This is a genomic window from Streptomyces avidinii, assembly GCF_014650695.1.
GTDB classification, from domain to species: Bacteria; Actinomycetota; Actinomycetes; order Streptomycetales; family Streptomycetaceae; genus Streptomyces; species Streptomyces avidinii.
Genome location: NZ_BMVL01000004.1, coordinates 408024 through 421998 on the forward strand (window position 1 = coordinate 408024; position 13975 = coordinate 421998).

Consider the following 13975-nt stretch of genomic DNA (forward strand, 5'->3'; position numbering starts at 1 on the left):
GCGGCGCCCGCCGCCGTCGCGCGGCGGGCCCACACCCCCGGACGCAGAGCCCCGCGCCCACGGCTCGGATAGGGTGATTCGGTAGGAATCAGGCCCCCCGGGGTGAGGTCGGTGCGTTGGACACTTACCAGTCGACGAGCGAGGTGCCGGATCAGCCGGCCGCGGCAGTCGGGTACGCGGGCGTGCTCCGCGAGCTGCTCCCGATCGCGCTGTGGCGGGAGGACGCCGACGGACGCATCGTGGAGTGGTCGCTGGCCGCCCAGGACCTGCTCGGACACCGCCCCGAGGACATCATCGGGCTGCCCGGCAGCGCCGTGCTGGTCCCCGAGGCCAACCACGAGCTCGCCGACCAGCTGACCCGGCGCGTCCAGTCCGGCGAGACCGTCGTCGGCACCCTCCCCGTGCGCCACCGCGACGGCCACCGGGTGCCGATGGAGATGTGGATCGTCCCAGCCGTGGACCGGCAGGGCCGGATGGGGGCCATGCTCATCGCCGTGGAGACCTCCGAGGTACTCCACATGCGGGACTCGCTCGCCGCCCTCCAGAGCCTCTTCACCCAGTCGCCCATAGGACTCGCCACCCTCGGCACCGACCTGCGCTTCCTCCGGGTCAACGACGCCCTGGCCCGGATGAACGGCGTCTCCGCCGCCGAGCACCTCGGCAAACGGCTCACCGAGGTCGTTCCCGGGGTGAACGCCGTCGCCCTGGAAGCGACGATGCAGCAGGTCCTCGAACGGGGCACCGCCGTCGTCGACGTCCGCCGCACCGGCCGGACCCCCGCCGACCCGGACAACGACCACACCTGGTCCTGCTCGTACGCCCCGCTGCTGGACGGCTCCGGCCGGGCCCTCGGCGTGATCGCCTCGCTCATCGACATCACCGACGGCCAGCGGGCCCAGGCAGACGCCGAACGGGCCCGGCACCGGTTCGCGCTGCTCGCGGAGGCGGGCACCCGCATCGGCACCACCCTGGACCTCTACCAGACCGCCCAGGAGATCGTGGACGTCCTGGTACCGCAGCTCGCGGACTCGGCCGACGTACAACTGCTCGAAGCGGTCCTGGGCCCCGACGAGGGCCCGGTCCCCACGGCCTCCACCCGCGGTGTCCTGCGCCGCCTGGCGGCCCGCTTCCCCGACCCGAACGCCCCCACCGCGAAACTCGCTCCCGGCCAGACCTTCCAGATCCCCATGGGCACCACCTACGAGCAGGTCATCGCCGAAGGCCGCCCCATGAACCTCTACCTCGACGACATCCCCGCACTGATCACCTCCCCCCGCGCCGAGGCCCTGCGCACCTACCTCGCCACCCTCGGCTCGGCCCGGCTGGTCCCCCTGGTCGCCCGCGGCACGGTGCTCGGCGCGGTCGCCGTGACGCGCACGCGGGAGCGGGAGCCCTTCGACGAACAGGACTACGTCCTCGTCGACGAGCTGGTCGCCCGCGCGGCCCTCAACATCGACAACGCCCGGATGTACACCCTCCAGCGCCAGGCCGCCCTGACCCTCCAGCGCAGCCTCACCAACAGCGCACTGCCCCAGGTCCCGGGCCTCGAACTCACCGGGCGCTACCTGCCCGCCAGCGACCACGACGTCGGCGGGGACTGGTTCGACGCCATCCCGCTGCCCGGCGGCCGGACCGGGCTGGTCATCGGGGACGTCATGGGCCACGGGATCCACGCGGCGGCCGTCATGGGGCAGCTGCGCACGGCCGTACGGACCCTCGCGCGCCACGACGTACCGCCGGCGCAGCTGCTCCGTTCCCTCGACGCCGTCGTGGCCGACCTGGGCGAGGACGAGATGGCCACCTGCGTGTACGCCGTCCACGACTCGGCGTCCGGCGTCTGCGTGATCGCCCGCGCCGGCCATCCGCCGCCCGCCGTGGTCACCCCCGGCGGGAGCATCACCTTCCTCGACGGCCCGCCCGGGACCCCGCTCGGCGCGGGCGGGCAGGACTTCCGCACCGAGGAGGTGCAGCTTCCCCCGGGGAGCCTGCTCGTGCTCTACACCGACGGCCTCATCGAGGCCCGGGACCGGGACCTCGACGAGGGCATGGAGCAGCTGGCTGGAGCCCTGCGCCAGGTGGACCAGCCCCTGGAGGAACTGTGCGAGGGGATCCTGCGGCTGCTGCTCCCGTCCGCCCAGCAGGACGACGTCGCGGTGCTGCTGGCCCGTACCCGCCGGACGTGACCCCCGGACACGGCTCCCGCGCCCGGCCCCGGGGGGCCCGGCGGCCCCGGGGGTCCCGGCGGTTCACCAGGCGAGGTCCTCCAGCGCGTCCAGGTCGAGCGGGTCCGCCGCCTGCGGCTCCGGCCCCCCGGTCAGCGGCAGCTCGGCCCAGATGACCTTGCCGCGCTCGGTGTAACGGGTGCCCCACCGGTCGGCGTACTGGGCGACGAGGAACAGCCCGCGCCCTCCCTCGTCGGTGGTGGCCGCGTACCTCAGGTGCGGCGAGGTGCTGCTGCCGTCGGAAACCTCGCAGATGAGGCTGCGGTCGCGCAGCAGGCGCACCCGCACGGGCGCGCTCCCGTACCGGATGGCATTGGTGATCAGCTCGCTGAGGATCAGCTCGGTGGTGAAGGAGATCTCCTCCAGCCCCCACGCGGCGAGCTGGGCCGCGCCCGCGTTGCGTACCCGCGAGACGGCCGCGGGCTCGCCGGGCACCTCCCACTCGGCGATCCGGTCGGCCTCCAGCCGCCGGGTGTCGGCGACCAGCAGGGCGATGTCGTCGCTCGGCACCGGGAACAGCAGGGCGGTGAGCACGTCCGCACAGGCCTGGTCGGGGCTGCGGCCGGGCCGGGCCAGCGTCTCGCCCAGCAGGTGCAACCCGGCGTCGAAGTCGCGGTAGCGGTCCTCCACCAGGCCGTCCGTGAACAGCGCCAGCCGGCTCCCCTCGGGGAGCAGGAACTCGGCCGCCTCGAAGGGCATGCCGCCGACGCCCAGCGGCAGCCCGGCCGGCAGCTCGGGGAACTCGACGTCCGCGCCGGGGCGGATCAGCGCGGGCCCGGGGTGACCGGCGCTGGCCATCAGGCAGCGTCCGGAGACCGGGTCGTAGACCGCGTAGAGGCAGGTGGCACCGGTGACCCCGGCCGACTCGGGCACCCCGTCGGGGGCGTCCGCGTCCGCCGCCTCCCCGCCGGAGCCCGCGATTCCGACGCCCGTCTCGTTCTGGTCGATCCGGTTGATCAGCTCGTCGAGGTGCCCCAGCAGCTCGTCGGGCGGCAGGTCCAGGGTGGAGAAGTTGTGCACCGCGGTGCGCAGCCGGCCCATGGTGGCCGCGGCGTGCACCCCGTGCCCCACGACATCGCCGACCACCAGCGCCACCCGGCCGCCCGGCAGCGGGATCACGTCGAACCAGTCCCCGCCCACACCCGCCTTCGCGGGCAGATAGCGGAAGGCCACGTCCACGGCGTTCTGGGCGGGCAGCACGCGGGGCAGGAGGCTGCGCTGGAGCGTCACGGCCATCGCGTGCTCGCGGGTGAAGCGGCGGGCGTTGTCGATGGATACGGCCGCGCGCGCACCCAGTTCGGCCGCGAAGGAACGGTCCTCCTCGTCGAAGGCCTCGGGGGTGTCGGCCCGCCAGAAGTTGGCCATGCCCAGAACCACGCCCCGGGCCTGGAGCGGTACGGAGATCAGCGAGTGCAGCCCGTAGTCGAGGGCCACCCGGGTGCCCTGGGAGTCCTGGGCCCGCCAGCCCATGGCCGCGTTCAGATCGGCCGCGAGCACCGCGTGCCCGGCGTCCAGGGCCGCCGCCATCGGGGCCGTCGGCACGACGAAGCGGATGATGTCGCCGACCGGCTGGAGCGGGGAGTCGGCGCGGACGCCGGTGATGGCCGCCCGGCGCATCTCGGTGTAGACGCCACCGGCTACCGAGGGCTCCTCACCGTTCAGCACCGGCTCCAGCAGCTCCACCGTGACGAAGTCCGCGAACCGCGGGACGGCGACCTCCGACAGCTCCTCGGCCGTCCGCACCACGTCGAGGGTCGTACCGATCCGCACGCCGGCGTCGTAGAGCAGCTGGAGCCGGCCGCGGGCCACCTCGGCCCGCCCGGAGAGCGCGGCGAGCTCGGTGGAATCCCGCAGGGTCACCACGCTGCCGGTGGACATGCCCTTGTACTGGGCGGTGGGCCGTACGTTGACGGCGAGCAGCCGGTCGCCCGCCAGGTGCACGTGGTCCGTCACGATCTCGCCCGAGGCGAGCAGTTCGACGGTGCGCGGATCGAGGCCGAGGTCGCCGACGTGCCGGCCGTCGGCCTCGTCCGGCAGGCCGAGGAGCCGGCGGGCCTCGTCGTTGGCCAGCACGAGCTGCTGGTCCGCGCTGATGATGACGACGCCCTCGCGCACCGCGTGCAGGACGGCCTCGTGGTGCTCGTTGATCCGGCTCATCTCGGCGGCGCCCAGCCCGCGGGTCTGGCGCCGCAGCCGGCGGCTGACCAGGGCGGCGCCGCCGGTACCGAGCAGCAGGGCGCCCGCCGCCGCGCCGAGCAGCAGCGGGAGCTGGCCCTCGACCACCTCGGAGACGTTCTCGACCTCTATGCCGGTGCCGACCAGGCCGACGACGGCGCCGTCGGGGCCCCACACCGGGACGACGGCCCGGACGGCATCGCTCGGCTCGCCCCTGAAGGTCTCGGTGAAGGCGTGCCCGGCGACGGCGCGGCTGAGGTCACCGGTGGCCCGGCGGCCGATCAGCTCGGGCCGCGAGTCGGTGTAGCGGACCCCGTCGGTGTTCATGACGGCGATGAAGTCGACGCCCGAGCCCCGGCGGGCGGCCTCGGCCAGCGGCTGGAGCAGGGCGGTCGGGTCGGTGGAGATGAGCGCCGAGGAGATACCGGGGGCGTGCGCGAAGGCCTCGGCCGCCGCGAGCGAGCGGTGGCGGGCGTCGCGCTCGCTGTCGTACCGGGCCTGGAACAGCAGCGCCACCACGGCTGCGGCGATCAGCAGGAGCACGATCAGCCCCTGGAGGGCGAAGACCTGACCGGCGACGCTGTGGGCCCCCCGGGACAGGCGCGCGAACACGCGCGAACCCCACCCGGTCGGCTTGCGACCAAAACGTCCGGTCATGAGCCCTTTCTAACACTGTCCGGGGTGTTTGGTGCGGCTGTGGGTGCCGCCGCAGGTGGGGCTGCCGGTACGGAGGAGGCCGCACGGTACGCCCGCGGGCCCAGCCCGACGTGCGCGGTGAAGTGCTGGCGGAAGGTGACCTCGCTGACGAAACCGGCCCGGCGGGCCACTTCCGGCACCGGATGGTCGGTGCGCTCCAGCAGCTTGCGGGCCGCGTCCAGCCGGTGGCGCAGCAGCCACCGGTGCGGGGTGGTGCCGGTGGCGGCGGCGAAGTGCCGGGCGAAGGAGCGCGGGGACATCCCGGCCCAGCCCGCGAGCGTGGCCACGGACAGCGGCTCGTGCAGCGAGCGCAGGGCGCGCGCCCGTACGGTGGCCAGCGCCTCGGCGGTGCGGTCCGCGGCCGGGACGGGCCGGTCCAGGTACTGGGCGTGGTCGCCGGTGCGGAAGGGGCCCGTCACCATGGAGCGGGCGACGGAGGCGGCGGCCTCGGCGCCGTGCGCCTCCCGGACCAGGTGCAGGCACAGGTCGATCCCGGAGGCCACCCCGGCGGAGGTCCACAGCCCGCCGTCCTCGACGTAGAGCGGGGCCTCCTCGACCACGATCCCCGGGTAGCGGGCGGCGAGCTGCGGGGCCAGCCACCAGTGGGTGACCGCCCGGCGGCCCTCCAGCAGGCCGGCCTCGGCCAGGACGAACGCCCCGGCGCACAGGGCGGCGACCGGCACGCCCCGGGCGTGCGCCTCGCGCAGCGCGGCGAGGACCGGCTCGGGCGTCGGGTCGGCCGGCTCGGCCAGCGCCGGTACGACGACCAGGTCCGCCGTGGCCAGCCAGTCGAGACCCCGGTCGGGTTCCAGCGTCAGCCCGCCGGGCAGCGGGATCGGACCGGGCTCCGCGGCGCAGCGACGCAGCTCGAAGCCCGGCACCCCGGCGCGGCTGCGGTCCGGGCCCCAGACCTCGGTGATGACGGCGAGGTCGAAGCTGCGGATACCGGGCTGGACGACGATGGCGACGCGGCGCATCCGGCCAGTGTGCCAGGGAGCCGGACTGCCAGCCTGGCAGGATCCCATCGGTACGGGGCGCCGCCGCCGCTGTCGGGCGCACCGCCCGGCGTACAGCATGGAGCCATGACAACGACCGCGATCGAGATCGCCCCCGACAGTGCCCTCCTGGTCATCGACGTGCAGCAGGGCTTCGACGAGGAGTCCTTCTGGGGGCCCCGCAACAACCCGGCGGCGGAGGACAACATCGCGGCCCTGATGGACGCATGGCAGGCGGCCGGCCGCCCGGTGGTCCTGGTCCGGCACGCCTCCGTGCAGCCCGGTTCCGTCCTCGCCGCGGACCACCCGGGCCACGCATTCAAGGACCTGGTCGAGAAGCGGCGCGACGGGGCCCTGGTGATCACCAAGACCGTGAACTCCGCCTTCTACGGAACCCCGGACCTGGCCGACTGGCTGACGGAGCGGGGCATCGGTCAGCTGGTGCTGGTCGGAATCCAGACCAACATGTGCGTCGAGACCACCGCCCGGATGGCGGGGAACCTGGGCTACGACGTGCTGGTACCGCTCGACGCCACCCACACCTTCGACCTCGCCGGACCGGCCGGGCTCTCCCTGACGGCGGACGAGCTCGCCACCGCCACGGCGGTGAACCTCCAGGGCGGCGGATTCGCCCGCGTGGTCACCACGGCCGACCTCCTGGCGGCGTAGCCCCGCCGCTCGAGTCCCGCAGGCCGCACCATCCAGCCTTGCCGTGCCCGCCCCGGACCCCACGCCTCGAACGCCGCCGAGGCCGGATCCGGCGGAGCCGGAACGGCTGAGGTCCCGGAACCCCGGTGAGGGGGTCCGGGCCCTCAGAGGCCGGACAACAGCTCAGAGGACGTCGGCGGCGATGTTGGCGGCGACCTGCTCCAGCAGGGGACCCGCGTTCGGGATGGACTTGGCCGGGTCGGGCTCCAGGTCCGTGAGCGGGTACGCCTTGCGGATGCCCGCCCCCTCCAGGGCCTCCTGGGTCAGCAGCAGCCGCCCGCACACCGCCACCACGGGCTTGCCCGCCGCGCGCGCCGCGGCCGCGACACCCGCCGGAGCCTTGCCGTGCAGGGTCTGCTCGTCCAGCGAGCCCTCACCGGTGATGACCAGCGTGGCGCGCTCCAGCGCGGGGGCGAATCCCAGCACCTCCAGCATCAGCTCGATGCCGGGACGGAAGGTGGCGCCGAGCAGCAGGGCCCCGTAGCCGATGCCGCCCGCGCCCCCGGCGCCCGGCAGCACCGCGCACTCGGCGGCCTTCGCGCCGATCGACTTCTCCAGCACCACTGCGAAGTGCGCCAGCGCCGCGTCGAGCGTCGCCACGTCCTCGGGCGAGGCCCCCTTCTGCGGGCCGTAGACCGCGGCGCAGCCCTTCGGGCCGGTCAGCGGGTTGTCCACGTCGCTCGCGAGGACGAAGTCCACCTCGGCGAAGCGCGGGTCGATCCCCGACAGGTCGGCCGAGGCCAGCCGGGCCAGCGCGCCACCGCCCGGACCGACCGGTTCGCCGTTCGCATCCAGGAACACCGCGCCGAGCGCGGCGAGCATGCCGGCGCCGCCGTCGGTGGTGGCGCTGCCGCCCACGCCGAAGACGATCGAGCGGGCGCCCGCGTCCAGCGCGGCCTTGAGGAGCTCGCCCGAGCCGTACGTGGTCGCCGTCAGCGCGGCGAAGGTGCCCGCCGGCAGCAGCTGCAGCCCGGAGGCCTCCGCCATCTCGACCACCGCGGTGCCCTCGCGCAGCGCGAAGGCGGCCGTGACCTGGTCGCCGAGGGGTCCGGTGACCCGTACTTCCCGGCGTTCGAAGCCGGCTGCCACGGCTGCCGCGACCGTTCCATCGCCGCCGTCCGCGACGGGGAGGGTCTCGATCTCCACGTCCGGTACGGCCTTGCGCAGGCCGGCCGTGACCCGCTCCGCGACCTGAACGGCCGTGAGCGAACCCTTGAATTTGTCCGCGGCGATGAGCACGCGCGCGGCCTCAGTTACTGCTCCGTCCGTCACCTTGCTATTCCCTTGCTATCGAACAGTGCAGTCGCGCCGCCATGAGCTTATCCGGAGGATCCTCCTATGCCCATGAGTGGCCTGGGCCACACCCGGCGCGCCATGCCCCTAAATAGGGATATACGCCTGCATAGTGTGGCCGCATGAGCGCGGAATCACTGGAGCAGCCCCCTCCGGACAGTCCCGGAGGGGGATCCGAGGGCCGGCCGGACGGGGCACCCGACCACGCTGTCGTCACCGTGGGCGTGATCGCCGTGCTGGCCGTCGTCGCCTGGGCGGCCCTGGGCAAGGACTCCTTCGACACCGCGTCGGGCACCGCGCTCTCCTGGGTGCTGGGCAACTTCGCCTGGCTGTTCGTCATCGCCGCCGACGTCTTCCTCGTCATGTGCGTCGTACTCGCCATCAGCCGGTTCGGCCGGATCCGCCTCGGCGCCGACGACTCCGAGCCCGAGTTCACCAACCTCGCGTGGATCGCGATGATGTTCAGCGCCGGCATGGGCATCGGCCTCATGTTCTACGGGGTGGGGGAGCCGCTCACGCACTACCTCGCGCCGCCCCCGGCGTCCGGAGCGGCCCCCGCCACCGGCGCCGCCGCCCTCGCGGCCATGGAGTACTCCTTCTTCCACTGGACCCTCACCCCCTGGGCGATCTACGGCATCGCCGGACTCGCCCTGGCCTACGCCACCTTCCGCAAGGGCCGCGGCAACCGCCTCAGCTCCGCCTTCGTCCCCCTGATCGGCGAGGAACGGGCGGGCGGCCGGCCCGGCAAGGCCATCGACCTGCTGGCCGTGTTCGCCACCGTCTTCGGCACCGCCACCAGCCTCGGCCTCGGCGCGCTCCAGGTCTCCAAGGGGCTGAACCTCACCACCGGCATCGAGGACTCCATCACCGTCGAGCTGATCATCATCGGCTCGCTGTCGGCGGCCTTCGTCCTCTCCGCCTTCTCAGGCCTGCACAAGGGAGTGAAGTGGCTCAGCACGATCAACCTCGTGCTCGCCGCCACCCTGATGCTCTTCGTCTTCGTGCTCGGCCCCACCGTCTACATCCTCGACGTGATCCCCTCCAGCATCGGCGGGTACCTCAGCGAGCTGGTGCCCATGGCCACCCGCACCGGCGCCTTCACCGACTCCAAGTGGCTCGGCGCGTGGACGATCTTCTACTGGGCGTGGTGGCTCTCCTGGGCCCCCTTCGTCGGCACCTTCATCGCCCGCATCTCGCGCGGCCGCACCATCCGCGAGTTCCTCATCGGCGTGCTGCTCGTCCCCAGCGGAGCCACCGTCATCTGGTTCTGCGTGATGGGCGGTACCGCCATCCGCCTCGACTCCACCGGCGCCGTCGACTTCGCAGCCAAGATCAAGGACGGCACGGAGGCCTCGCTCTTCGCGATGCTGGACGCCCTGCCGCTCTCCGCGGTCACCTCGTGGGTCGCGATGGTCCTGGTCATGACCTACTTCGTCACCAGCGCCGACTCGGCCTCCCTGGTGATGGGTTCGCTCACCAGCCGCGGCTCCCTCAACCCGCCCACCTGGCTCGTCGTCACCTGGGGCGTGCTGATGGCGGCCGTCGCCGCCGTCCTGCTCGTCGCCGGCGGCCTGAAGTCCCTGCAGACCGCCACCATCCTGGTCGCGCTGCCCTTCGTCATCGTCATGATGCTGCTGTGCTGGGCCCTGGTGAAGGAACTCCGCACCGACCCCGGCGCCGGGCCCGTCCGCCACCACGCCCTGCACGGCATGCGGGACGCGGTCCGGGCCATGGTCGGCGACGCCATCACCGAACAGGGGACGGCCCGCCACATGAGGCCGCGCCGCGCCGCGGAGTCCGGGGGACGGGACCACGAGGACGGGCCCGGCGGCACTGCGGGCCGCCTCGGTAGGGTGGCCGCGTGACCACCACGGATGACTACGCCACGTACATCGCGAGCCTGCCCCGGGTGCTGGCCGGCGCGGCCGCCCTCTACCGCGACGCCGAAGGCAGGGTCCTGCTCGTCGAGCCCAACTACCGCGAGGGATGGGCCCTGCCGGGCGGCACCATCGAATCGGACCAGGGCGAGTCGCCGCGCACCGCGGCTCGCCGCGAGAGCGCCGAGGAGATCGGGCTCGACCTCCCCCTCGGCCGGCTGCTCGCCGTCGACTGGGTGCTGGGCATCGACCGCCCGCCGCTGGTCGCGTACGTCTACGACGGCGGTGTGCTCGACGAGGCCCAGCTCGCCTCGATCAGGCTCCAGGAGGAGGAGTTGCTCTCCTGGCGGATGGTCGACCCCGGCGAACTCACCGCCTACCTGATCGGATCGCTCGGCCTGCGCACCCAGGAGGCGTACCGGGTCGTGCAGTCGGGCGAGGGCACCGCGGAACTGGAGAACGGCCGCCGCCCGGTCGCCCCGTAAATAACACCGGGCTTACTTCGACCAGGACAGAATCAGCTGATGATCACGATGTACGCCTGGCCCAGCACTGCCGACGGGCCCGACGCCCTTCCCATGGTGCACTTCACCACCGACCAGCAGGCCGGTGGTGAAGTCACTCCGGAGGGAACCCCGGTCTGGATGTTCGACACCGCGATACGCGAGGGCGGCTGGGCCCGATTCACCGACTTCGAGGGCTGGTCCGCGCCGGCCGCCGGCTGGCAGGCCTTCTACCGCCGGGAGGACGACCTCCTCGCCGTCACCGGACCCGGATCCTGCGAGGGCTGGTACCAGGGCAACCTCGGCGCGGACGAGGACTGGGTGGCGGCCGCCGCCACCCAGCAGAGCGTGGTCCTGCTCGCCGCCCCGGTCCAGCACCCCTCGCTGTACGGCTACGCCGTGGAGGCGGGCGCCGCCTTCGCCCTGCTCGTCCCGCTCCTCGTCGTCTGACCGGCCGGCTCAGGCCAGCAGCTTGGCCTTGGCGCGGTCGAACTCCTCCTGCGTGATGTCGCCCTTGTCCTTGAGCGCGGAGAGCTTGTGCAGTTCGTCCGCGCTGCCGCCGGAGCCGGCCGTCTTCTGGACGTACTCCTTGAAGGCGGCTTCGTTCTGCTGGACCTGCTGGAGGTCCCGCTCGCCCATGCTCCGACCCCTGGCGATGAGGTAGACGAACACGCCCAGGAAGGGCACCAGGAGCACGAAGATCAGCCATCCCGCCTTTCCCCAGCCGCTGAGGGTGTGGTCACGGAAGATGTCCGTGATGACCTTGAAGAGCAGGAAGAACCACATGATCCACAGGAACAGGTACAGCATCGTCCAGAAGATGTTGAGAAGCGGGTAGTCGTCCATGCCGGACTCCGATCATGTAGCGGTATCTCATTGATACAACCGCTTCATGAGGTCCGCACGCGGAGCGATCAGTCCCGGTCCCCGGCCTCGAACGCGAGCAGCCGCACCTTGCGGTCCACCCCGCCGCCGTAGCCCGTCATCCCGCCCGACGCGCCGATCACCCGGTGGCAGGGCACGATGATTCCGACCGGGTTCTTCCCGTTGGCCAGGCCCACCGCGCGCGAGGCGTTGGGCTTGCCCAGCCTGGCCGCGAGCTCCCCGTAGGACCACGTATCGCCGTACGGGATCCGCACCAGCTGGTCCCAGACGCTGCGCTGGAAGTCGGTGCCCTCCAGGCGCAGCGGCAGGTCGAAGGCGGTGAGCTCCCCGGCGAAGTACGCGGCGAGCTGGCGCACCACCTCGGGGAAGGGCGCCTCCTCGGCGGCCACCCGCTCCCCGAAGGACTCGTCGGCGGGCCGGTGCCGTTGCCCGGTCATGTAGAGGCCGCTGAGGACCCCGTCCGTGGCGACCAGCGTCAGCGGGCCGTAGGGGCTCTCGACGACGGCGTGCCGCTTGGCGGTGTTCACGTTCATGGTGGATCGCATCGCTGGTGCTCCTCAGACGGGCAGGTGGTTGATGGGGTGGGCGTCCGTGGCCCACAGGTACTGGACGGCGTACGCACGCCAGGGCCGCCAGCCGGCCGCCCGGGCGGTCAGCGCCGACGGGGTGGACGGCAGCCCGAGCCCCTGCGCCGCCCGCCGGACCCCCAGATCGGACGGCAGGAACGCGTCCGGGTCGCCGAGCGCCCGCATCGCGATCACCTCGGTGGTCCACGGGCCGAAGCCGGGCAGCGCCGCGAGCTGCGCCCGCGCCGCCTCCCAGTCGCTGTCGAAGCCGAGCGGCAGCGAACCGTCGGCGAGCGCGGAGACCAGTGTGGTGAGGGTGGCGCGCCGGCTGCGCGGCAGGGCCAGCGACTCCGGGTCGAGCCCGGCGAGCGCCTGAGAGGAGGGGAAGAGGTGGGTCAGCCCGCCCAGCGGGTCCTCGACGGGCTCGCCGTACGCGGTGACCAGCCGGGCCGCGTGGGTGCGCGCCGCCGCGGTGGAGACCTGCTGGCCCAGCACCGCCCGCACGGCGAACTCCGCCGCGTCGACGGTACGGGGCACCCGGCGCCCGGGCGCCTTGTCCACGAGCGGGGCCAGCAGCGGATCGGAGCGCAGCTGCTCGTCGACGGCCTCGGGGTCGGCGTCCAGGTCGAGCATCCAGCGGCAGCGGCTGATGGCGATGGTGAGGTCGCGCAGGTCGGTCAGGGCGAGCCGGCAGCCGATGTGGTCGGGCTGCGGGGTAAGGGCCACCACGCCGGTGCCGTACGGCAGGCGCAGCGTGCGGCGGTAGGCCCCGTCCCGCCACTCCTCGACCCCGGGGACGGCGGTCGCGGCCAGGTGCCCGAAGAGGTTGTCGGGGTTCAGGGGTGCCCGGAACGGCAGCCGCAGGCTGATCGTCCCGGGGATCCGGGGCGGTGCGTTCCTGCTGCGGCCGGCCTTGACGGCGCGCTCCCGCAGCTCGCTCGGGGCGAGGGCGAAGACCTCGCGGACCGTGTCGTTGAAGGTGCGGATGGAGGAGAACCCGGCCGCGAAGGCGACGTCGCCCATCGGCAGCTCGGAGGTCTCGATGAGCAGCCGGGCGGTCTGGGCGCGCTGGGCCCGGGCGAGGGCGAGCGGACCGGCCCCGAGCTCGGCGTTCAGCTGTCGCTCCACCTGGCGGGTGGAGTAGCCGAGCCGGCCGGCCAGGCCCGGCACGCCCTCCCGGTCGACGACGCCGTCCCGGATCAGCCGCATCGCGCGCGCGACGGCGTCGGCGCGGGCGTTCCACTCGGGCGAACCGGGACTCGTATCGGGCCGGCACCGCTTGCAGGCCCGGAAACCGGCCTGCTGGCAGGCGGCGGCGCTGGGCAGGAAGGTCATGTTCTCGACCTTGGGCGGCACCGCGGGGCAGCTCGGCCGGCAGTAGATTCGCGTGGTCAGGACGGCGGTGAAGAACCAGCCGTCGAAGCGGGCGTCCTTCGACTGCACGGCCCTTACGCAGCGCTCGGTGTCGGTGTGCATGGCTCCAGGATCCGGGGCGCGGTCCGCGACGGCTGGCGGTTTTCCGACATCAAGCCTAGCCGTGGCCGGGGGAGGGCCGGTGGGTCGGGCCGGGCGGGGCCGGGTCCGGCGGTGGGGCGGGGGCCGTCCGGGGTAGGCATGATTTATGGCCCCTCGGCGGAACAGGAAGGCGTCCGGCGGTCTGGGCCACAAATCACGTTTTACACCCCGGACGACCCCCGCCCCACCACCGGCCCCGACCCCGCCCTCGGGAGGTCCGGCACCCCCTCCGCCACCGCGCTGGACCACCGGCATCCGGCGTCCGTCACGGGGCCCGGAAACCGCGAGCCCGCCCCCCCACCACCACCACCACGATCGGGGGCCGGTACGGGGGGCCGGGAACTGCGGAGGGGTCGGCGGTGGGGCGGGGAGTGTCCGGGGTGTAAAACGTGATTTGTGGCCCTCACCCCCGCGTCCTGCGGAACCCCGCCCCGAGGCCATAAATCATGCCTACCCCGGACACTCCCCGCCCCACCGCCGACCCCGGCCCGCACCCCGGCCCCAGCCCAGCCCGCACCCCGGCCCCCCGGTCCGGCCCCG

The 13975-nt window shown here is 73.4% G+C and carries 11 protein-coding genes; 5 read left to right on the forward strand and 6 right to left on the reverse strand.

Features of this window, described 5'->3' with window-relative positions; translation table 11 throughout:
* The first annotated feature begins 116 nt into the window (after nt 1-116).
* The gene (locus IE257_RS12830) at nt 117-2183 is read left to right on the forward strand and encodes a SpoIIE family protein phosphatase (protein ID WP_189967940.1); all 2067 of its coding nucleotides are present in this window, start codon (nt 117-119) and stop codon (nt 2181-2183) included.
* 63 nt (nt 2184-2246) lie between these two features.
* Here the strand turns inward: IE257_RS12830 and IE257_RS12835 are convergent, their stop codons facing one another.
* Entirely contained in the window at nt 2247-5054 is a 2808-nt protein-coding gene (locus IE257_RS12835; RefSeq protein WP_189967941.1) for a SpoIIE family protein phosphatase, read from the reverse strand.
* Entirely contained in the window at nt 5051-6070 is a 1020-nt protein-coding gene (locus tag IE257_RS12840) for a GlxA family transcriptional regulator (protein WP_229920308.1), read from the reverse strand. Before IE257_RS12840 ends, IE257_RS12835 begins: the two co-directional genes overlap by 4 nt.
* A gap of 105 nt (nt 6071-6175) precedes the next feature.
* Here IE257_RS12840 and IE257_RS12845 point away from each other — a divergent pair, with 105 nt between their 5' ends.
* On the forward strand, nt 6176-6757 hold the full coding sequence (locus tag IE257_RS12845) for a cysteine hydrolase family protein (protein ID WP_189967943.1): 582 nt from the start codon (nt 6176-6178) through the stop codon (nt 6755-6757).
* Nucleotides 6758-6919: 162 nt separating this feature from the next.
* Here IE257_RS12845 and IE257_RS12850 read toward each other — a convergent pair whose 3' ends face one another.
* A complete protein-coding gene (locus tag IE257_RS12850) occupies nt 6920-8068 on the reverse strand; it encodes a glycerate kinase (RefSeq protein WP_189967944.1) in 1149 nt (382 codons plus the stop codon).
* 143 nt (nt 8069-8211) lie between these two features.
* Between IE257_RS12850 and IE257_RS12855 the strand changes: the two genes are divergently transcribed.
* From IE257_RS12855 to IE257_RS12865, 3 genes are read left to right on the forward strand one after another with little or no spacing between them, the layout of a single operon-like run.
* Nucleotides 8212-9954 (forward strand): BCCT family transporter, encoded by a 1743-nt coding sequence (locus IE257_RS12855; RefSeq protein WP_189967945.1) that lies wholly within the window; start codon nt 8212-8214, stop codon nt 9952-9954.
* The gene (locus tag IE257_RS12860) at nt 9951-10451 is read left to right on the forward strand and encodes an NUDIX domain-containing protein (protein ID WP_189967947.1); all 501 of its coding nucleotides are present in this window, start codon (nt 9951-9953) and stop codon (nt 10449-10451) included. The genes IE257_RS12855 and IE257_RS12860 overlap by 4 nt, the downstream gene beginning before the upstream one ends.
* Nucleotides 10452-10490: 39 nt before the next feature.
* On the forward strand, nt 10491-10919 hold the full coding sequence (locus tag IE257_RS12865; protein WP_189967948.1) for a hypothetical protein: 429 nt from the start codon (nt 10491-10493) through the stop codon (nt 10917-10919).
* Nucleotides 10920-10928: 9 nt separating this feature from the next.
* Here IE257_RS12865 and IE257_RS12870 read toward each other — a convergent pair whose 3' ends face one another.
* The 3 genes from IE257_RS12870 to IE257_RS12880 all read right to left on the reverse strand — a co-directional run bounded on the left by IE257_RS12870 (nt 10929) and on the right by IE257_RS12880 (nt 13396).
* The gene (locus tag IE257_RS12870) at nt 10929-11315 is read right to left on the reverse strand and encodes an SHOCT domain-containing protein (protein WP_189967949.1); all 387 of its coding nucleotides are present in this window, start codon (nt 11313-11315) and stop codon (nt 10929-10931) included.
* Between the two features lie 68 nt (nt 11316-11383).
* Nucleotides 11384-11899 carry a methylated-DNA--[protein]-cysteine S-methyltransferase gene (locus IE257_RS12875; RefSeq protein ID WP_229920309.1) on the reverse strand — a complete coding sequence of 172 codons (516 nt, stop codon included), beginning with the start codon at nt 11897-11899 and terminating at the stop codon, nt 11384-11386.
* A 12-nt stretch (nt 11900-11911) separates the two neighbouring features.
* Entirely contained in the window at nt 11912-13396 is a 1485-nt protein-coding gene (locus tag IE257_RS12880) for an AlkA N-terminal domain-containing protein (protein WP_189967950.1), read from the reverse strand.
* Nucleotides 13397-13975 lie beyond the last annotated feature (579 nt).

What these genes read in the sequence shown, in the direction of transcription:
- IE257_RS12855 (WP_189967945.1), top strand. Translation starts at nt 8,212, where the DNA reads ATGAGCGCGGAATCACTGGAGCAGCCCCCTCCGGACAGTCCCGGAGGG.
- IE257_RS12875 (WP_229920309.1), bottom strand. Translation starts at nt 11,899, where the DNA reads ATGCGATCCACCATGAACGTGAACACCGCCAAGCGGCACGCCGTCGTC.
- IE257_RS12880 (WP_189967950.1), bottom strand. Translation starts at nt 13,396, where the DNA reads ATGCACACCGACACCGAGCGCTGCGTAAGGGCCGTGCAGTCGAAGGAC.
- IE257_RS12845 (WP_189967943.1), top strand. Translation starts at nt 6,176, where the DNA reads ATGACAACGACCGCGATCGAGATCGCCCCCGACAGTGCCCTCCTGGTC.
- IE257_RS12835 (WP_189967941.1), bottom strand. Translation starts at nt 5,054, where the DNA reads ATGACCGGACGTTTTGGTCGCAAGCCGACCGGGTGGGGTTCGCGCGTG.
- IE257_RS12865 (WP_189967948.1), top strand. Translation starts at nt 10,491, where the DNA reads ATGATCACGATGTACGCCTGGCCCAGCACTGCCGACGGGCCCGACGCC.
- IE257_RS12870 (WP_189967949.1), bottom strand. Translation starts at nt 11,315, where the DNA reads ATGGACGACTACCCGCTTCTCAACATCTTCTGGACGATGCTGTACCTG.
- IE257_RS12840 (WP_229920308.1), bottom strand. Translation starts at nt 6,070, where the DNA reads ATGCGCCGCGTCGCCATCGTCGTCCAGCCCGGTATCCGCAGCTTCGAC.